The sequence below is a fragment of the Marimonas arenosa genome (genome assembly GCF_030848945.1).
GTDB lineage: Bacteria > Pseudomonadota > Alphaproteobacteria > Rhodobacterales > Rhodobacteraceae > Marimonas > Marimonas arenosa.
On record NZ_JANHAX010000006.1, the window covers coordinates 285,776 to 305,095 of the forward strand.

The window sequence follows — 19,320 nt, forward strand, 5'->3', positions numbered from 1 at the left end:
AGAGCAGACCCGGATGACCCCGACCGACCCGAAAACGCCGCAGAAGACAGCCCTGTCGGAAGACGACGATCTGCGCTTCCGCCTTCTGCGCCAGCTCGATCTGGCGCCGGAGGCGTCGCAGCGCGCGACGGCGCAGGCACTGGGCATCTCGCTGGGGCGGCTCAACGGGCTGATGCGGGCCGCTGCCGAGGCCGGGCTGATCAAGGTCGGAGACCGCGACGGCCCCGACCGGCGGGCACGCTTCGCATACAGCCTGACCACCCGCGGCGCAGCGGAAAAGCTGCGCCTCACTGACCAGTTCCTGGCCCGCAAATTCGCCGAATACGACGCGCTCCATGCCGAGTTGACCGGCACCACCAGCGGCCATGCTCCCTTCAAACACAGGACCAAAATCGTGCAGAACAACCTTGCCCCCATCCCCGAACTCTATGTCTCCTACGACAGCGCCCAGAAGCTCAAGGTCGAGGCTGCCGATTTGGTCAGCCATGACCTGACGCCGCGGCAGATCTGCGATCTGGAACTGTTGATGAACGGCGGGTTCAACCCGCTCAAGGGGTTCCTCAGCGAGGCGGACTATGACGGCGTGGTCGAGAACATGCGGCTGGCCAACGGGTCGCTCTGGCCGATGCCGGTCACGCTGGATGTCAGCGAAACCTTCGCCGAAAGCATCGAACTGGGTCAGGATATCGCCCTGCGCGACCAGGAAGGCGTGATCCTTGCCACCATGACGGTAACCGACCGCTGGACGCCGGACAAGAAACGCGAAGCCGAAAAGGTCTTCGGCGCCGACGACGACGCGCACCCGGCGGTCAACTACCTGCACAACACCGCCGGCAAGGTCTATCTCGGCGGCCCGGTGACCGGCATCCAGCAGCCGGTACATTACGATTTCCGCGGCCGCCGCGACACGCCGAACGAGTTGCGCGCCTATTTCCGCAAGCTGGGCTGGCGCAAGGTCGTGGCCTTCCAGACCCGCAATCCGCTGCACCGGGCGCACCAGGAACTGACCTTCCGTGCCGCCAAGGAGGCGCAGGCCAACCTGCTGATCCACCCGGTCGTGGGCTTGACCAAACCGGGTGACGTCGATCATTTCACCCGGGTGCGGTGCTATGAGGCCGTGCTCGACAAATATCCGGGGTCGACCACGACGATGAGCCTTCTGAACCTCGCCATGCGGATGGCCGGTCCGCGCGAGGCGGTCTGGCACGGGCTCATCCGCAAGAACCACGGCTGCACCCATTTCATCGTCGGCCGCGACCACGCCGGGCCGGGCAAGAACTCGCAGGGCGAGGATTTCTACGGGCCCTATGACGCCCAGGAGATGTTCCGCGAGTATCAGGACGAGATGGACATCGAGATGGTCGACTTCAAACACATGGTTTTTGTCCAGGAACGCGCTCAATACGAGCCGGCGGACGAGGTCGAGGACGACGCCACCGTGCTGAACATCTCGGGTACCGAGCTGCGGCGGCGGCTGCGCGAGGGGCTGGAAATTCCGGAATGGTTCTCGTTCTCGGAGGTGGTGGGCGAGCTGCGCCGGCGCTATCCGCCGCGCTCCAACCAGGGCTTCACGGTTTTCTTCACCGGCTTCTCCGGGTCGGGCAAATCGACCATTGCCAACGCGCTGATGGTCAAGCTGATGGAAATGGGCGGACGGCCCGTAACGTTGCTCGATGGTGATATCGTGCGGAAGAACCTTTCCAGCGAGCTCGGCTTCTCGAAGGAACACCGCGACCTCAACATCCGCCGCATCGGCTATGTCGCCAGCGAGATCACCAAGAACGGCGGCATCGCCATCTGCGCGCCGATCGCGCCCTATGCCACCACCCGCCGGGCGGTGCGCGAGGAGGTCGAGCAATACGGTGCCTTTGTCGAGGTGCATGTCGCGACAAGCATCGAAGAATGCGAACGCCGTGACCGCAAGGGGCTCTACAAGCTGGCGCGCGAAGGCAAAATCAAGGAGTTCACCGGGATTTCCGACCCCTATGACGTGCCGGACCACCCCGAGCTGCGGGTCGAAACCGAGAACGTGGATGTCGACAACTGCGCCCACCAGGTGATCCTGAAGCTGGAGCAGATGGGGCTGATCGCAGGGTAGAACGCGCCTCGGCACGAATCTGAAAGCTCCCCGGCGCCGGCGCGTCGGGGTGTTTTCGTTCAGGCTTCGTGATCAGCCGTTGCGTTCGGTTGCAGTGCTCAGGCTTCGGGCGTGCCGCCGGCGAGAATGGTCTGGTAAAGCGGCCGGTCGATGTTTCCGCCTGACAGCACCAGCCCGACCTTTCGGCCTTTCAGCCGCTCCTTTTCCTGCAGCGCAAGCGCCAGGGCCGCCGCCCCTGCCCCCTCGGCAAGGTTGTGCGTGGCGCTGTAGAAGAGCCGCACGGCGTCGGCGATTTCATCATCCGTGACCGCGCCGATATGGCTGGTGCCGGTGGAATAGATGTCGAAGGCTTCCTGAACGGGAACACGCACGCAGGTGCCGTCGGCGAAGGTGCGGGCCTCGTTGGTCTCGATCAGCCGACCCGCCTCGACCGAAAGCTTGACGCAGGGCGCGCCGGCGGCCACGACCCCGACGACCTCGGTGCTGAGCCCCAGCGCATCACGCGCCGCGATGGTGCCACAGATACCTGAGCCGCAGCCAATCGGGACATAGACCACGTCGAGATCCGGATGCGCCGTGAAAAGTTCATAACCATAGGTGGCCACGCCACGCACCAGTTCGCGATGAAACGGCGGCACCGGATAAAGCGGCTCGGTCTGCGCGAGCCGCATGGCTTCGTCCTTGGCCTCGTCGAAATCTCGGCCGTGCACGATCAGATCGGCCCCATAAGCGCGCATCGCGGCGTTCTTTTCGACCGAGTTGCCGTGCGGGACGAGGATTTTCGCGGTCAACCCGGCGGCGATGGCCGCGCGCGCCTGGGACTGACCGTGGTTGCCACGGGTGGCGGTGACAACCCCCTGCATGTCGGGGTGGGTGCGTTTGAGCCAGTCGATGAAGGTGATGCCGCCGCGCACCTTGAAGGCGCCGGTGGGGGCGTGGTTCTCGTGCTTGACGATGACGGTGGCGCCCAGCGCTTCGCTGAGCAGCGGCCAGTCATGCGCCGGAGTCGGCGGCACGTGACGCCCGACCAAGGCATGCGCCTCCTCCAGCTCGGGTATGGTGAACATGGCTCCGACCCTCCTGTCTGTTGCGGCAAAGATTGACAGCGCAGACGGGCGGGGTAAACCCCGGCTGACGACCGAAGGGACTGCGATGACCGTGATCGCCCTCACCTCGGTCCCGCCACGCTTTGCCGGGCTGGGACCGGTGCTGGAAAGCTTGTTGGCCCAAGGGGCCGCTAAGGTGGTGCTCGCCCTACCCCGGCGCTATCTGCGTTTTCCAGGCGCGGTCTCTCCCCCGCCCTTGCCGGGCGGCGTCGACCTGCTCCGATGCGAGGATCACGGCCCGGCAACCAAGTTCCTGGCAGCGCAATCCGCCGAACCAGGCGCAGCAATCGCGATTTGTGATGACGATTGCCTTTACGCGCCGGGCTGGCTGGCGGCGCTGGAGGACGCCGCGGAGCACGGCGCGGCGGCGGGTTCGGTTTTTTCCGTTGAACGGCTGAAACGGCGCGGCGGGCTGGTGGCGCAGGGGTTTGCCGGGGTACTGGTACCGGCGGGATTCACGTGCCCGCCGCCGCCCGAGGTGTGCCTTGCGGCAGATGATCTGTGGCTGTCGGCGCATCTGGCGCTGGCGGGGGTCGAAATCTCCGAATGCAGCTCGGCGCGGGCGGCCGTTGCGCCGTTCTCCGCGCCGGAGCCGCTACAGGACCGGAAGCGGGCAGAGACCTACGCCAAGGCGGCGGCGGATATCCACGACCGCCTGGGCATATGGCCACCGACGTACGGTGAGTGAAAACACCCGCCCTAAGGGGTCAGTGCACGGTGACCGGTGCCAGGTCGTTCTGCCGTGCCAGCACGAAGGCCAGCGCCCGGTTCGGCACCAGTGCCAGCTGTTCACCATCGGCACGGTACACGCCGTAAAGGCTTTCGAGGCCGCCGGCCTGCGCCTGCACGTCCGCAGGCAGGTCTTTCACCGCCACCTTACGCACGTAAACGATGCGGTTCTCATCTTCAGGCCCAAAATCGTATTTCACATCCATGACGTTACCCTTTCCTGATCGAGATCGTCTGCACCACCTGTTCGGGGACGGCGCGGGTCAGATCGACATGTAAAAGACCGTTTTCCATCACCGCCTCGCCCACCTCGACGCCGTCCGCCAGCACGAAGCTGCGCTGGAACTGACGCGCCGCGATGCCGCGATGCAGGAAGATGCGGCCCTCGGCATCGTCGCTCTGGCGGCCGCGGATCACCAGTTGTCGGTCCTCGACGGTGATCGAGAGGTCGGATCCAGAAAACCCGGCCACGGCCAGTGTGATGCGATAGGAGTTGTCCGAGGTCTGCTCGATATTGAAGGGCGGATAGCCTTCGTTGCCGGACTTGGCGTTGCGTTCCAGCAGACGTTCGAGCTGTTCGAACCCGAGAAGATAGGGGGCAGTCCCCAGGGTGAGTTTCGTCATCGACACGGCCCTTTTGGTGCATAAGCGACAGTGCAAGGGCGGCCCCGTTCCGGCAGCCGCCTGGTAAGAATATGGTAGCGCTCGACAAACCATGCAAGAGCCCATGCAGGGGCTTTGCGAAAACGCGGAATTTCAGTATCTTATCGTTGTCTGAAGTGAAAGGAATCAAGCTGCGATGAACGCCCCTTCGGATATCTCGATGAAAACTGACGAGGTGCTGCGCGTGGAACTGGAAGTGTTCCGCCGTGAGCACCGGGAACTTGACGAGTCGATCCGGGTCATGCAGGAGCGCGGCACCGCCGATCAACTTATGCTGCAGCGGCTGAAAAAAAAGAAACTGGCGCTGAAGGACATGATTGCCCTGATCGAGGACCGCCTGACGCCGGATATCATTGCCTGAGGCGGAATTATCCCTATAGTGCGCCTCTCTTGATACCGGGGACAGATCATGAGCGATGTGAAAGTCGGCATCATCATGGGCAGCCAGTCAGACTGGCCCACGATGAAAGAAGCGGCGAATATTCTGGACGAATTGGGTGTTCCTTACGAGGCGAAAATCGTCTCGGCCCACCGCACGCCCGACCGGCTATGGGACTATGGCAAGACCGCCGTCGACCGCGGCTTGAACGTGATCATCGCAGGCGCCGGCGGAGCGGCGCATTTGCCGGGCATGATGGCTTCGAAAACGCGGGTTCCGGTGATCGGCGTTCCGGTGCAGACACAGGCCCTGTCGGGCGTCGACAGCCTCTATTCCATCGTCCAGATGCCGAAAGGCTACCCGGTTGCCACGATGGCGATCGGGGCCGCCGGAGCGGCTAATGCCGGGTTGATGGCAGCGGGCATTCTCTCCGTGTCGGATCCGGCGCTCGCCGAACGGCTGGACGAGTGGCGTGCAACACTGTCGGCCTCGATCCCGGAGACACCAAGCGATGACTGAGCCGCTCGTCGCCGGATCGATGATCGGCATCCTCGGTGGTGGGCAGTTGGGCCGCATGCTGTCCGTTGCAGCGGCGCGGCTGGGGTATCGCTGCCACATCTACGAGCCCGGCGCGGGCGCGCCCGCCGGCCACGTGGCCGAGCGGGTGACGACCGCGGGCTATGACAACGAAGCGGCGCTACGCACCTTCGCCGAGAGCGTCGACGTGATCACCTATGAGTTCGAGAACATCCCGACCTCGGCGCTCGACATCCTCGAGACGTTGAAACCCATCCGCCCCGGGCGCGAGGCGCTGAGAGTCAGCCAGGACCGGATCATCGAGAAAGATTTCCTGACCGGGCTCGGGCTGCAGACGGCCCCCTACGCGCCGGTCAACTCGGAGAACGATCTGCGGGCCGGCATCGCCACGATCGGCACACCCGCGATCCTGAAGACCTGCCGCTTCGGCTATGACGGCAAGGGGCAGGCCCGGCTCGATGCGCCGGACGAGACCGGCGCGGCCTGGGCGGCGATGGCCGGAGCACCGTCGGTGCTGGAGGGCTTTGTCGATTTCAGTCACGAGGTGTCGGTGATCGCGGCGCGGGGGCTGGATGGCTCGGTCGCCTGTTTCGACCCGGGCGAGAACGTGCACCGCGAGGGCATCCTCCGCACGACCACCGTACCGGCGCGGCTCACACCCGCCCAGCGTACTGACGCGGTGCTCTTGGCGGCGAAGATCCTCGGCGCGCTCGATTATGTCGGCGTGATGGGGGTGGAGCTGTTCGTGACCCCTGGCGGTCTGATCGTCAACGAGATCGCCCCCCGGGTGCACAATTCCGGCCATTGGACGCAACAGGGCTGCAGCATCGACCAGTTCGAACAACATATCCGGGCCATCGCCGGCTGGCCGTTGGGCGACGGCGAGCGCTATTCCGATGTCGTGATGGAAAACCTGATCGGCGACGACATGGACAAGGTGCCGGCGCTGGCAACGGAACCGAATGTGGCGATCCATCTCTATGGCAAGGCCGAGGTCAAAACCGGCCGCAAGATGGGCCATATCAACCGGGTCAAGCGCGGTTGAGAGGTCGCGGGGGGCGCTGCCCCCCAGCCACAAAATCCATGGATTTTGTGGCATCCCCCCGGAGTAATTTCTGCAAGATGAAGGGGCGAGAGGCCTTCTCTCTCAGTGCCGAGCCGCCTTGAGCGCATCGATTTCGGCTTGCATCCGTGCCATCTGCTCCTGCTGGCGGGCGATGTAGATATGAGCATGCTCAAGTTCGTTCAGCATGCGGCCGAGCTTGTCCGAGACGTTGATCGGTTCATTCTCGCTCGTCGGGCCGACATTGGGCAGGTGGCCCAGCGCGAACATCCGCTCGGTGTGCTCGGCAATCGACGGCAGGTCGTAGTCGTCGCTGAACACCAGGTCGCAGCCGCCGCCGCAGGTGGTGCCGCCGGTTGTCAGCGTGCCGGTCAGCGTGGCGTCGCCGTTTGATTTGACTTCGAAGAGCTTGGTCTTGGCCGAGGAGGCGGAACCGACGGCGCCCTGTTTGAGGATGAAGTTCGTCCCCGCCCCGAACGACCATTCGCCACCCGTCGAGGTATTGCCCATCACGATCTCGGGGCGGCCGAAATTGCGCAGGTCGAGCAGGGTGCGGGGGCTGGAGACGGCGCTGTTTTCCTGGACATAGAGCCTGGCCGTGCCATTCGAGCGCAGCACGTGCAGCGCCGCTTCGGGGGTGAAGGCACCGACGCCGACCCGGCCGGCGTCGTCGACCACCAGCGAATAGCCGTTGATGCCGGTCTTGACATAGATCGGGGTGATGCCGGCGGTCGGGTTATAGAGCTCGAAGCCGCCGTGATTGCCCTGAAGCACCCATTGCTGCGGCGTCTAGCCTTGGCTGCCGTCCTGTTCGAGCCGGATCGCCGGCGTGGTGCCGTCGACGATGTGCAGATCGCTTTGCGGCAGGGCGGTGCCCAGCCCGATATTGCCGCTGCTGCCGAGCCAGAACGCGTTCTCGGGCGCGCCGCCTGCGATGGTGAAGGGGGTGGTGCCGGCGGTGGTGTCCTCGACGGCGAACTTGTCGATCCCGCCCGAAGCGCGGGTGTTGGGATCGTTGATCCGCAGTTTCCAGTCGCGGTCGGGGCTGGTGGACGAGGAGGTGTCGTTGAAGACGATGGAATGCTGCGTGTACTGGAAGACCAGCGTTTCGTCGTTGGCGAAGGCCATGCCCGGGGCGCAGGTGTTGCCAAGGCAGAGGCTGCCGTCGATGACGCTGTCATCCTCGACATAGAGACTGCCCGTGGTGCCGGCATCGACGGTCAGGTCACCCTGGATTTCGACCTTGCCGGGATGGACGGTGGTTTGGGCCGCGGCCGAGAGGGCGAAGCCGGAAAGGATGGCGGCGGAGAGAAGAAGATGCCTGGTCAATGCGGGTCTCCCGAAATGGGTTGAGGGGAACAATGGCGCAATCCTACGCCCGGCGGCGCGTCATGCGAAAAACCCAAATGGGTTATGCCGGGGCATTTCGGTGCGAACCCGCGCCCCGGAGGCAGGCCGCAACATGCCTCGCGCGAAGGCGCATCGATCTGGCCGGAATGCAAAAAGGCGAGGCCCCTGCCTCGCCTTTCGGTTGCTCCGGTGACCGCTTCAATGCCCCAAGATCTGGCTGAGGAACAGCTTGGTGCGGTCGCTTTGCGGGTTGTTGAAGAACTCTTGCGGTTCGTTCTGTTCGACGATCTGACCGGCATCCATGAAGATCACCCGGTTCGCTACCTGGCGGGCAAAGCCCATCTCGTGGGTGACGCAGAGCATGGTCATGCCCTCCTCGGCGAGCTCGATCATGGTGTCGAGCACTTCCTTGATCATCTCGGGGTCGAGCGCCGACGTTGGTTCGTCGAACAGCATGATCCGCGGTTTCATGCAGAGCGAGCGGGCGATCGCCACGCGCTGCTGCTGGCCGCCGGACAGCTGACCGGGATATTTGTCGGCCTGTTCCGGGATCTTGACCTTCTCCAGGTAGAAGCGGGCGGTTTCCTCGGCCTCCTTGCGCGGCGTCTTGCGGACCCAGATCGGTGCCAGCGTCAGGTTCTCCAGCACGGTGAGATGCGGGAACAGGTTGAAGTGCTGGAACACCATGCCGACTTCGGAGCGGATCTTGTCGATGTTCTTCAAGTCTGAGCTGAGCACCGTGCCGTCCACCTCGATCCGGCCCTGCTGGTGTTCCTCCAGCGCGTTGATGCAGCGGATCAGCGTCGACTTGCCCGAACCCGAGGGCCCGCAGATCACGATCCGCTCGCCGCGCTGCACGGTCAGGTCGATGTCGCGCAGCACGTGGAAGGTGCCGTACCACTTGTTCATGTTGGTGATTTCGATAGCGACCTCGTCCGAGACGGACATCTGGCTGCGGTCTACATCGCGATCGATTGCGAGTTCGGACATGAAACTCTCCTTTCGGGCGTCGGCCCTATCTGCTGTGGCCGGTGTGGAGCTTTCGCTCGAGATACATGGAATAGCGGGACATCGAGAAACAGAAGACGAAGAACATCAGCGCGATGAACCCGTAGATCTCCCATACGACACCATTCCACGCGGCATCCGCGCGGATGTTGTTCGAGAGGCCCAGCGGGTCCAGCAAACCGATGATCGACACCAGCGTGGTGTCCTTGAACAGCCCGATGAAGGTGCTGACGATGCCCGGGATCGAGATTTTCAACGCCTGCGGCATGATGATCAGCCGCTGCGCCTGCCAGTAGTTGAGGCCGAGGCTGTCGGCCCCTTCGTACTGACCCTTGGGCAGCGCGGCGAGGCCACCACGCACGACTTCGGCCATGTAGGCCGAGGCGAAGAGCGTGGCCATTATGATCACCCGCAGGATGATGTCAAAATTCGTCCCCGGCGGGAGGAAGATGTTCAGAAGCGTCGAGGCCACGAACAAGAGCGTGATCAGCGGCACGCCGCGGATGAACTCGATAAAGCCGACGCACAGCGCCTTGAGAAGTGGCAGGTTCGATTGCCGTCCAAGCGCCAGCAAGATGCCCAGCGGCAGCGATATCGCGATCGCGACGACACCGATTGTCAGCGACAGCATCATGCCCCCGAAGTTACGGCTTTCGACCGGGCGCAGTCCAATCAGCGCCGCATTGGCATAGGTCGATTCGACCGTCTGTTCGGTGAACAGCACCTCGCCTTCGAGCCGCAGCACCTCTTCGAGCGCGTCGACGTCTTCGGACGGGATATCCAAGTTCTCGTCGACAATCCGTTTCGTCAACGCCTTGAAGCCGTTTTCCGACACCACCTTCGAAACCGTGTCCGGTAGCGCGGCACGCGCGGCGTCGGCTGCATCCCGAAGACCCGGCAGTTTCTCGATCAGCGCCGGCAACTGCTCCATTTGGCGTTCATAGGATTGCAGGTCCGACAGGGTTGTGGCGGCAAGGCCTATTTCACTGCGCAGGGCGTCGAGCTTGTCCCGCAGCGGGCGGGCTTCTGCGATTAGATCGCGATAAGCCCTGCCGCCGCTTTCCTCGGCACTGGCTTCGCCTTCCATCACCGCATTCACCGCCGCTTCGGCGGTTTCAATCTCGCCTTCCAGCCGGGCGATCTCGGATTGCAGCCGGTCGATCTCGGCCGCGGTCTGTTCCAGCTGGCCGTCGATCCGGGCGGCCCCGATCGACGAGTTAATCAGACCAGAAACGGCGCCGACACCCCAGGCGAACCAGACCGCAGCAAACACCACCGCGGCAATGAGCCCCACAAGCGACGACGCGCTTCGTTCGACATAGGAATAGACCAGATAGGCCAGCACGAACCCAGCCAAAACCAGAAGCGGCGTCCACACGGCCCCGCCCCAGAGCATCCAGGGAAACAGCACAGGGTAGATCGCTGAAAACCACAGCAGCTTGGGGCTGACCTTGTCTGAGAACAGAACCGGCGCCAGCGCCATTCCCAGAAGCAGGAAGGCCAGGATCGGACGCCAGTAAAGGTCGGCGGGGTAGAACCCGAAGAAGAGCTGCACCCAGCGGTCGCGGATCACCCCCCAGCAGGCGCCGGCGAAATGCCCGTCGCGGCCCAGTTCATGGAGGATGGCGCGGCATTCGTTCAGTGAGGCCGCTTGCCACGTCGGTGAAAACAGCCAAGGCAGCGCGACCGACAACACGAAGAAGATCAGCAGCGCCGACAGCACCGTCAACACCGTGTTGAACCACCCCGAGAACAGGTTCTCGCGCATCCAGCCGATAATACCGGTGGTCGAGGCGGGCGGTTCCTGTTCGGGAACCATTTCCGTGCGGACATAGGATACATCGCTCATCTTACCGCTCCACCAGTTTGACGCTGTTGTTGTACCAGTTCATCACCGCCGAGATGCTGAGCGAGATCGTCAGATAGATCAGCATGCCGAGCAGCACGGTTTCGAGCTCGCGCCCGGTCTGGTTGAGCGTGATACCCATCAGCGTGCCGGTGATGTCCATATACCCCACCGCGATGGCCAGAGAGCTGTTCTTGGTGAGATTGAGGTAGTTCGAAATCAGCGGCGGAATGATGACGCGCAACGCCTGCGGCAGGATCACCAGGCTCATGATCCGCTTCGGCCGCAGGCCCAGCGCCGCGGCGGCCTCGGTCTGGCCGTGGCTGATTGCCATAATGCCGGCGCGGACGATTTCGGCGATGAAGGCGGCGGTGTAGAGGCTGAGTGCCAGCCACAGGGCAATCAGCGAGTTACGCATATGCGTGCCGCCCTGGAAGTTGAAGCCCCGCTCGATCGACGGGTAGGTCAGATATGTTCCCATTGCCCAGAACAGGATGGCCAGCGGGATCACGATCACGCCCAGGCGAAGGTACCAGGTGGTCGGGCGTTCACCGGTGGCCTCCTGAATATGGTCTGCCCTGGTCTTGATGCGGTGCGAGACATAGAACCCGGCCATCAGCACCAAAATTATCGCCATCAGGTCGAGGCTGATCTGGAAGCGGCCACAGCCCGGCCCCGGCTCTCCGGCCATTGGGCCTTCCGAGGCAAAATAGCTTTCACAGGAGGGGTTGTCGGGATCGGCGCCGACGGGGAAATCACCCAGCCCCGTCCGCCAACCGGTCGGCTCGTCGAGATACTCGCCCTTGTCGTCCTTGGCATCGCGCCCGAACTGGACCTCGGGGACATAGATGCCGCGGTTGGTGACGGCGACAGTGTCGAAGACCTTCATCGTCGCTGAGGGATTTTCGCCCTTGAAGGCCCGCGGCGCCGGCAGGCTCTCGATCAGGATTGCCATCACGAAGACGATCCACAACAGTACCGGGACGTTGCGGAACATCTCGACATAGATGGTCATCAGACGCGCGACGAGCCAGTTTTTGGACAACCGCAGGACGCCGATGATAACGCCCAGGACCGTGGCCGTGATACAGCCCAAGAAGGCCACCAGCAGCGTGTTGAGAAGGCCGATGAAGGCCGCGCGCAGGTGAGTGTCCTGGTTGTTGTAGTCAATCAGGCGCTGGTTGATGTCATATCCGGCCGGATCGCTGAGGAATCGAAACGACGGCTCTTTGCCGAGTTCCGTCAGGTTCTGCATGGTGTTGCTGAACAGCCAGCCAAGCAGGATCAGGAAGCCGATCAATGCAACGACCTGGATGGTCATCGACCGGTAGCGCGTGTCGTAGATGAGCTGAGAAAGCCTGAACGACTCCCTGGGAGGGTCGGAAAGTGTTACCATTGATGTCGCCCCTGTCAGTGGCGCGGGCCGCCTATCCGGCAGGGTATTCCCTGCTCGCCTTAGCCCGGTTTTTATGTGTGCAGAAGGGAAAGGGGCGCGGTTTCCCGCGCCCCTGTCCTGGTGCCGATCAGCGGAACGGCGGCGAGTAGATCAGGCCACCGTTGGTCCACTGCGCGTTGAGACCACGGCTCAGGCCGATCGGTGTGTTCTCACCGATGTTTTTCTCGAAGATCTCGCCATAGTTGCCGTTGGTGGCAATGGCATTCACGGACCAGTCAGCGCTGAGGCCCAGCATCTCGCCGAGATTGCCCTCGGTACCGAGCAGGCGGTTGATCTCGGGGTTGTTGCCGGCAGCCGACGCCATTTCCTTGACGTTCGCCGAGGTGATGCCGAGTTCTTCAGCAGTGACGAGCGCGTTCAGCGTCCAGCGCACCACGTCACCCCATTCGTCGTCGCCGTGGCGCACGAGCGGGCCGAGCGGCTCTTTCGAGATGATCTCGGGTAGAACAACATGGTCGCCCGGGGTCTCGAAGGTGGCGCGGGTCGCGGCGAGGCCCGAAGCGTCGGTGGTGTAGACGTCGCAGGCGCCGGCCAGGTATTGCTGCTGCGCTTCGGCGTTGGTTTCGATCGGCACCGGTTCGTAGCTGATGTTGTTGGCGCGGAAGAAGTCCGCCAGGTTCAGCTCGGTGGTGGTGCCGGTCTGGATGCAGACCGTCGAACCATCGAGTTCCTTGGCCGACGAAACGCCCAGTTCCTTCGGCACCATGAAACCCTGACCGTCATAGTAGTTCACGCCGACGAAGGTAAACTTGAGATCCACGTCGCGCGAAAAGGTCCAGGTGGTGTTGCGGGCCAGCATGTCGACCTCGCCCGAGGCAAGCGCTGTGAAGCGGGTTTTGCCGGTGGTCGGCACGAACTCGACCGCTTTCGGGTCACCCAGAACAGCGGCGGCCACGGCGCGGCATACGGCAACGTCAAAGCCATCCCATTCGCCATTGGCGTCGGCGGCCGCAAAGCCGACCAAGCCAGTGGACACACCACAGTTCAGCTTACCGCGGGCCTTCACGTCATCCAGCGTTCCGGCCGCGGCGGCTCCGGCTGCGAGACCGGCCACCGTCAGTGCGCCAAGAAATACGGTTTTTTTCATGTTTACCTCTTCCTGATTGTCCGCCGTCTTGAGGCGGCTTTCTCCGGCTGTCCCAGCCGGGTGAGATTGCAAAGAAGGATGTTCCCCCTTCTGTGCCGACGAGTTTGGTCGGATTCATCCCGAAACGTCAAGCGATTCATCGGCAAAAAGAACGTGAGGAAACGGGCACTTCCGGGGGCGCAGGGTGATCTTTGGTCAACCGCCCGGAGCGGCTTCGCCGGTCAGGAAATAGAACCGCGCGGCGTGAAGGAACGCCTGGCGTTTGCCCTCGGCGAACGCCGCGGCTTCATCATCCGTGCCCCATTGTTCCTCCTGCCAGGTCTCGTCGATGCGCGACAACGCCCACAGCGTTTCGGGCGAGGCGAAGCCGCGGGTCGCGGCCAGGCCCAGGACAAACGACCCCGACAACCCCACCAGATCGTGGAAGGCGGTCAGTTGGAACGCATCCATCGCCTGCGTCAGGGCCGCTGCCATCGCCAGCGCTTCGGGCTTTTGCGGGCGGTGGACCAGCCCGGAAACCGTTTGCAGATCAAGGTTTTGCCCGTCGCGTGCCCAGTCCAGCAGCGGATCCCAACCTTGCGCCTGCCGCGCCACAAGCTCGGCCGGCTCCTCGGCGCGATAACACAGCAGGTCACTGTCGCCATAGGCGGCGATCAGACCGGCGACCTCGGCCATCTGGTGGGCAACCTTGTCGATGGCGGCGTTGGCCGACCGGGTGAACGGCATCCTCGTGGGGTCGACCACACCCTCCTGCGCATCCCATTCGGCGGCGATTTCCTGTGCCAGTGCTTCGCTCGGCACGATCAGCGATGCCTTGGCCGGGGTCTTCACCTTGCGCCCGTCGAGAAGCACGGTGAAACCGTCGCCCTCGGGGGCGATGCTGGCAGCAGTCCAGAAGCGTTTGGGTTTCCATTCACTCATGAACGATTCTCCTCTTGCGCGCCCAGGATTTCAGCAATCGTCCCGGGCAACGCCGGGAAATCCGTCACCACCCGGTCGGCGTCAAGCCGCGCGATCGGGTGATATCCCCAGGCGACGCCGATCGCGGCGCAACCGGCCGCCCGGGCCATCTCGATATCGAATGAGGTATCACCGATCATCACCGCTTGCCCCGGCCCCACTGCCGCTTCGGCGAAGGCCGCCTGCAGCATCGCCGGGTGCGGTTTGGAGGGATGGAAATCGGCCACCTGCCGGGTGACGAAGAACCTCTCCAGCCCGTGCGCCTCGAGCAGAGCGTCGAGCCCGCGTTTCGACTTGCCGGTGGCCACGCCGAGCAGCAGGAACGGGTCCTGCGCCAGCCGCTCCAGCGCTGCCAGCGCACCGGCATAGAGAGGCGACGCGCCGTTGCGGACGCGCTGCTCGAAATAGGCCTGCTTGTAGGCCGCGACCAGCCGGTCTTGCCGAACCGGATCAAGATCGCGCGCCAGCTGTGCCATGGCACGGTCGAGCGAGAGGCCGACAATTGACAGGATCTTGGCCCGCGGGGGCGGAACCTGATTTTCGGAGGCGAAGGCCGCACGCATCGCGGCGACGATCTCGCCCTGGCTGTCGGCCAGAGTGCCGTCGACATCGAATACCGCCAGGCGAAGATCGCTCATGTCAGCGCCTCGAACGGGTCCTCGGCCGCGAGGTCCTCTGTCCAGCCGAAGGTCTCGAAGGTACGGGCCATGTGCTCGGGCAAAGGCGCCGCAACGGTGATCAATTCGCGCGTCACGGGGTGCTCGAACCGCATCATGCGGGCGTGCAGGTGCAGCTTCGACGAGATGATCCCACCCAGTTTCGCCCCCCAACCATCGCCCAGGTTTTCCTGCCCCGAACCGCCGTACTTGCCATCACCCACGATCGGGTGACCGATCTCTGCCATGTGGGCGCGCAGTTGGTGGGTGCGCCCGGTGATCGGCTCCATCGCGACCCAGCTGGCGCGCTCACCGACACGGTAGAGCGTGACGTATTGGGTGATCGCCCGTTTGGCCCCCGGCGTCTGCTCGACGTCACGGGGGTGCAGGCAGAGCATCTTTTCCCCCTGCCCCTTGCCGCCGCCGGGCGCTTTGACAAGGCCATACTTGATCTCGCCCAGATAGGGGCGCGGCACGCCGGCGACCACGGCCCAGTAGATCTTGCGGGTCTCTCGATGCCGGATCGCGGCGGTCAGCCCCTGGGCCACCTGGCGTGTACGCGCCAACAGCAGCACGCCCGAGGTGTCCTTGTCGAGCCGGTGTACGAGGCGGGGTTTCTCGTCGAAGCCGAATTTCAACGCCTCGGAGAGCCCGTCGACATGGCGGGTTTGCTTGCTGCCGCCCTGCGTCGCGAGCCCCGGCGGCTTGTTAAGCGCGATGATGAAATCATCCTTCCAGATCACCGCTTCCCGGATCATCTCAGCATCAGCTTTCGAGACCTGCGACTTGACCGGTTTCGGTGTCTCGCCCGGCTCTGGCAACGGCGGAACACGGATCTGGTTGCCCGCTTCCACCCGGGTCGCGGGTTTCGCCCGTCCACCGTCTATGCGGATTTCGCCCTTGCGGCACATCTTCTCGATCCGCCCCTGCGGCACATGCGGGAAACGCCGCCGGAACCAACGGTCGAGCCGCTGCCCACCTTCGTCCGGTTCGACGGCTATGGTCTGCACCCGGCTCATTGGTAGAACCCTCTCGTCAACCAAAGCGCCAGCACGATCGCGCCGAGCGACAGAAGAACCGAGGCGGTGATGTAGAAGGCGGTCAACCCGATGTTGCCGCGTTCCCACAGCGTCAACGCGTCGAGCGAAAACGCGGAAAACGTGGTGAATCCTCCAAGCATCCCGGTCATCAGCAACGGTGCCAGCCGCGTGCTGCCATCCTTGTGCGCCAGCACCACCACCAGCACGCCCATCAGGAAAGAACCGGCAATGTTGACGGCAAGAGTGGCCCAGGGAAAGCCCGGCCCCATGACGCGCATCGCGCCCACGTTGACGAGATAACGCGCAGCGGCACCGATGGCCCCACCGATTGCGACCTGGAGAAGATTGGACAGCATGGCCGGTCTGTCTCAGGGGGCGCGACAATTGTCAAGCTGGCCGCGATCAGCCTTGCCGCTTGAACACTCCATTCTTGTCTTCCAGCGAAACCCGCCAGATCGAGGCAACGCCGAAAAGAAACACCCCGACACCACCGAGAAAGATCCCAAGACTCGTCATGTTCAGTCCTCCTTCTGCTACTCTGCGCCCGATCGACCCCGTTTGGCACGCAGGCCGGCGAACCAGTCGAGGCGTTTTTTCAACTCACGCTCGAAACCGCGTTCAACCGGCTGATAGAGCACCGGGCGTTTCATCCCGTCCGGGAAATAGTTTTGGCCCGAGAAACCGTCCTCGGCCTCATGGTCATAGGCATAGCCGGCGCCATAGCCCTGCTCTTTCATCAGCCGGGTCGGCGCATTCAGGATATGCTTGGGTGGAGGTTCCGAACCGGTTTTCTTGGCGCTCGCTGCGGCCGCCTTGTAGGCGGTATAGACGGAGTTCGATTTCGGGGCCAGCGCCAGGTAGACCACTGCCTGAGCCAGCGCGAGTTCGCCCTCGGGCGATCCGAGGCGTTCGTAGACCTGCCAGGACTGCAGACAATGGGTTTGGGCGTTGGGATCCGCTAAGCCGATGTCTTCCACCGCCATCCGGGTCAGGCGACGGGCGAGAAACCGCGGATCCTCACCACCTGCCAGCATTCGCGCCAGCCAGTACAGCGCCGCATCCGGGTCCGAGCCGCGCACCGATTTGTGCAGCGCCGAAATCAGGTTGTAGTGCTCGTCGCCCGACTTGTCGTATTTCGCCGCCCGCCGCATCAGGCGGGTGGTCAGCGCGTCGGTATCGAGCTTGCCGTCGAGCTTCCAGGCCATGATCTGTTCGATCAGGTTCAAAAGCGCGCGGCCGTCGCCATCGGCCATCTCGAGAAGCGCCTCGCGGGCCTCGCCCTTGAGCGGAAGTTCCCGGCCCAGATCCTTCTCGGCCCGTTGTGCCAGCCGCTCCAGTGCGGCGAGATCGAGGCGGTTGAGGGTGAGGACCTGGGCGCGGGAGAGAAGCGCCGCGTTGAGTTCGAAACTGGGATTCTCGGTGGTGGCTCCGACGAGAAGGATGGTGCCGTCTTCCATGTGGGGCAGGAAACCGTCCTGCTGCGCTTTGTTGAAGCGGTGGATCTCGTCGACGAAAAGCAGTGTCCCCTGGCCGTTCTGGCGGCGATGCTTGGCGGCCTCGAACACCTTGCGCAGCTCGGGCACGCCGGTAAAGATCGCACTGATCTGGACGAAATGCAGGTCGGTCTCGTCCGCCAGCAACCGGGCGATGGTGGTCTTGCCGACGCCCGGCGGGCCCCAGAAGATCAGCGACGACAGAGCGCCCGAGGCGAGCATGACCCCCAGAGGAGCCTCGGGGCCGAGGATATGGTCCTGGCCGATCACCTCGGAAAGCGCTTTCGGCCGCAGCCGGTCGGCCAGCGGCCGCGGGCCCTTCGGTGGCTCGTCCCGCGCCGACGCGGTATCGAAAAGATCGGCGCTCACAACCGGAACCGCATGACAACACGCTGGGTGCCGCGCTGAATGTCGAGCGTGAGGTTGCGGCCCGCAGTCTCGAGCGCACGCTCGGCGTCGCGCGACGTACTTACCGCCACGCCGTTGATGGCGCGCAGCACGTCGCCGCGCTTTAGGCCGGCACGGGTACCGGCCGGACCAGGATCTCCGATGACCGCGCCCTCGATGCTGAGTGGCAGGCCCAGCTCGGCCAGCACCGCAGGGTTGATGGTCCAAAGCTCCATCTCGGGAATGGCCGAGCGGTGCCCGGTCACGACCACGTCGCGCGGCGGACTGTTGGGCGCGGGAATCAGCGCCACCTCGACCTGTTCGGCCACTCCGTTGCGGACGCGGGTCACAGATACGGTATTGCCGAGGCCGGCGACGGTCATGCGGAAGACCATTTCGTCGGGCGTGTTCACCGGTTGCCCACCCACCGCCTCGATCACGTCACCGGGCCGGAAACCGGCAGCGAGGAAGGGGCTGACCGCATGGATGTCGGAAATCACCAGACCGCGCGGCGTTTCGAGCCCGAGGCTCTCGGCGATGTCGGTATCGACCGGTTGCCCGTTCATCCCCGCCCAGGGACGCTGAAACCGCGACTGGCCGGCGCGGGCCTGTTCGACGAAGCGCTGCACCAGCGCCGACGGGATGGCGAAGCCGATCCCGTTCGAGCCGCCCGAGCGGGTGAGGATACGGGTGTTGATGCCGATGAGCGCACCGTTGACATCGATCAGGGCGCCGCCCGAATTGCCCGGATTGATCGGCGCGTCGGTTTGAATGAAATAGCCGCGCGACGACCCGCTTGCGGTGCCTGATCGCGCCAGGCCCGACACGATTCCGGAGGTCACGGTCTGGCCAACACCGAACGGATTACCGATGGCCAGCACCAGTTCGCCCACCTCGACGCTCTCGCTGTCGCGTAGCGGGATGAACGGCATCTCCGACGCGCCGTCGAGCTGCAGGATCGCCAGGTCGCTTTCCTCGTCCGCAAGCAGGACGCGGGCATCAAATTCGCGGCGATCATTGAGTACGGCACGGATTTCAGTGGCGTCAGCCACCACGTGATAGTTTGTCACCATCAGGCCGTCGGCACTGAGGACCACGCCGGATCCGAGGCTGTTCTGCACCTGCGGACGCGGCTGACCGAAGCCTTGGAAGAACTCCTGGAAAAAGGGGTCGTTCATGAGCGGGCTGCGGCTGCGCACCTGGACGATCTGCTTCGCATAGATGTTCACCACCGCCGGGGCCGCCTTCTTGACCAGCGGCGCAAAACCGAGACTGATCTCCGCCGCGCTTTGCGGCACACGGGTCTCGGCGGCGAGCGGGGTTGCGATGAGAACGAGGATCAGGATGAATGCGCGGATCATGCGGGGCTTCCTTCTCTTGGCACCAGATATGCAAAGGCCGCAGCAGGATTGCAAGCCAAGGCGCACCGTTCAAAAAACGAAAACCCCCGCCACATGGGACG

The 19,320-nt window shown here is 63.9% G+C and carries 19 protein-coding genes and 1 pseudogene; 5 read left to right on the forward strand and 15 right to left on the reverse strand.

Features of this window, described 5'->3' with window-relative positions:
* Positions 1-13 precede the first annotated feature (13 nt).
* The gene (locus tag NO357_RS18395; protein ID WP_306737201.1) at positions 14-2,098 is read left to right on the forward strand and encodes a bifunctional sulfate adenylyltransferase/adenylylsulfate kinase; all 2,085 of its coding nucleotides are present in this window, start codon (positions 14-16) and stop codon (positions 2,096-2,098) included.
* 98 nt (positions 2,099-2,196) lie between these two features.
* Here NO357_RS18395 and NO357_RS18400 read toward each other — a convergent pair whose 3' ends face one another.
* Positions 2,197-3,165, reverse strand: a complete 969-nt coding sequence (locus tag NO357_RS18400; protein ID WP_306737202.1) for a threonine dehydratase — start codon at positions 3,163-3,165, stop codon at positions 2,197-2,199.
* Positions 3,166-3,250: 85 nt separating this feature from the next.
* Between NO357_RS18400 and NO357_RS18405 the strand changes: the two genes are divergently transcribed.
* Positions 3,251-3,892: a hypothetical protein gene (locus NO357_RS18405; protein WP_306737203.1), complete on the forward strand. Its 642-nt coding sequence runs from the start codon at positions 3,251-3,253 to the stop codon at positions 3,890-3,892.
* A gap of 19 nt (positions 3,893-3,911) precedes the next feature.
* Here NO357_RS18405 and NO357_RS18410 read toward each other — a convergent pair whose 3' ends face one another.
* Together NO357_RS18410 and NO357_RS18415 are read right to left on the reverse strand one after the other, a co-directional pair.
* Positions 3,912-4,139 carry a DUF1150 family protein gene (locus tag NO357_RS18410; protein ID WP_306737204.1) on the reverse strand — a complete coding sequence of 76 codons (228 nt, stop codon included), beginning with the start codon at positions 4,137-4,139 and terminating at the stop codon, positions 3,912-3,914.
* Between the two features lie 4 nt (positions 4,140-4,143).
* Entirely contained in the window at positions 4,144-4,557 is a 414-nt protein-coding gene (locus NO357_RS18415; RefSeq protein ID WP_306737205.1) for an Hsp20 family protein, read from the reverse strand.
* 175 nt (positions 4,558-4,732) lie between these two features.
* Here NO357_RS18415 and NO357_RS18420 point away from each other — a divergent pair, with 175 nt between their 5' ends.
* From NO357_RS18420 to NO357_RS18430, 3 genes are read left to right on the forward strand one after another with little or no spacing between them, the layout of a single operon-like run.
* Entirely contained in the window at positions 4,733-4,957 is a 225-nt protein-coding gene (locus tag NO357_RS18420) for a YdcH family protein (RefSeq protein ID WP_306737206.1), read from the forward strand.
* Positions 4,958-5,005: 48 nt separating this feature from the next.
* Positions 5,006-5,494 carry a 5-(carboxyamino)imidazole ribonucleotide mutase gene (gene purE, locus NO357_RS18425; RefSeq protein ID WP_306737207.1) on the forward strand — a complete coding sequence of 163 codons (489 nt, stop codon included), beginning with the start codon at positions 5,006-5,008 and terminating at the stop codon, positions 5,492-5,494.
* Positions 5,487-6,557 carry a 5-(carboxyamino)imidazole ribonucleotide synthase gene (locus tag NO357_RS18430; protein WP_306737208.1) on the forward strand — a complete coding sequence of 357 codons (1,071 nt, stop codon included), beginning with the start codon at positions 5,487-5,489 and terminating at the stop codon, positions 6,555-6,557. Before purE ends, NO357_RS18430 begins: the two co-directional genes overlap by 8 nt.
* 102 nt (positions 6,558-6,659) lie before the next feature.
* On the opposite strand, the gene NO357_RS18435 is transcribed toward NO357_RS18430, so the two are convergent.
* From NO357_RS18435 to NO357_RS18490, 12 genes and pseudogenes are all read right to left on the reverse strand, one after another.
* On the reverse strand, positions 6,660-7,349 hold the full coding sequence (locus tag NO357_RS18435; RefSeq protein WP_306737209.1) for a hypothetical protein: 690 nt from the start codon (positions 7,347-7,349) through the stop codon (positions 6,660-6,662).
* 15 nt (positions 7,350-7,364) lie between these two features.
* Positions 7,365-7,904 (reverse strand): hypothetical protein, encoded by a 540-nt coding sequence (locus NO357_RS18440; protein WP_306737210.1) that lies wholly within the window; start codon positions 7,902-7,904, stop codon positions 7,365-7,367.
* Between the two features lie 219 nt (positions 7,905-8,123).
* Positions 8,124-8,915, reverse strand: coding sequence for an amino acid ABC transporter ATP-binding protein (locus NO357_RS18445; protein ID WP_306737211.1), 792 nt, complete (start codon positions 8,913-8,915; stop codon positions 8,124-8,126).
* Between the two features lie 25 nt (positions 8,916-8,940).
* A pseudogene (locus NO357_RS21450) lies at positions 8,941-9,600 on the reverse strand (amino acid ABC transporter permease); the annotation flags it as partial.
* 1,183 nt (positions 9,601-10,783) lie between these two features.
* Positions 10,784-12,175 carry an amino acid ABC transporter permease gene (locus NO357_RS18455; RefSeq protein WP_306737213.1) on the reverse strand — a complete coding sequence of 464 codons (1,392 nt, stop codon included), beginning with the start codon at positions 12,173-12,175 and terminating at the stop codon, positions 10,784-10,786.
* 127 nt (positions 12,176-12,302) lie between these two features.
* Positions 12,303-13,322: an amino acid ABC transporter substrate-binding protein gene (locus tag NO357_RS18460; protein WP_306737214.1), complete on the reverse strand. Its 1,020-nt coding sequence runs from the start codon at positions 13,320-13,322 to the stop codon at positions 12,303-12,305.
* 195 nt (positions 13,323-13,517) lie between these two features.
* The gene (locus tag NO357_RS18465; protein WP_306737215.1) at positions 13,518-14,243 is read right to left on the reverse strand and encodes an ATP12 family chaperone protein; all 726 of its coding nucleotides are present in this window, start codon (positions 14,241-14,243) and stop codon (positions 13,518-13,520) included.
* The gene (locus tag NO357_RS18470; protein WP_306737216.1) at positions 14,240-14,920 is read right to left on the reverse strand and encodes an HAD-IA family hydrolase; all 681 of its coding nucleotides are present in this window, start codon (positions 14,918-14,920) and stop codon (positions 14,240-14,242) included. Before NO357_RS18470 ends, NO357_RS18465 begins: the two co-directional genes overlap by 4 nt.
* Positions 14,917-15,957, reverse strand: coding sequence for an RluA family pseudouridine synthase (locus NO357_RS18475; protein ID WP_306737217.1), 1,041 nt, complete (start codon positions 15,955-15,957; stop codon positions 14,917-14,919). Before NO357_RS18475 ends, NO357_RS18470 begins: the two co-directional genes overlap by 4 nt.
* Positions 15,954-16,334, reverse strand: coding sequence for a fluoride efflux transporter CrcB (gene crcB / locus NO357_RS18480; RefSeq protein ID WP_306737218.1), 381 nt, complete (start codon positions 16,332-16,334; stop codon positions 15,954-15,956). Before crcB ends, NO357_RS18475 begins: the two co-directional genes overlap by 4 nt.
* Positions 16,335-16,511: 177 nt before the next feature.
* A complete protein-coding gene (locus NO357_RS18485; protein ID WP_306737219.1) occupies positions 16,512-17,840 on the reverse strand; it encodes a replication-associated recombination protein A in 1,329 nt (442 codons plus the stop codon).
* Positions 17,837-19,219, reverse strand: coding sequence for a trypsin-like peptidase domain-containing protein (locus NO357_RS18490; RefSeq protein WP_306737220.1), 1,383 nt, complete (start codon positions 19,217-19,219; stop codon positions 17,837-17,839). The genes NO357_RS18485 and NO357_RS18490 overlap by 4 nt, the downstream gene beginning before the upstream one ends.
* Positions 19,220-19,320: the final 101 nt, after the last annotated feature.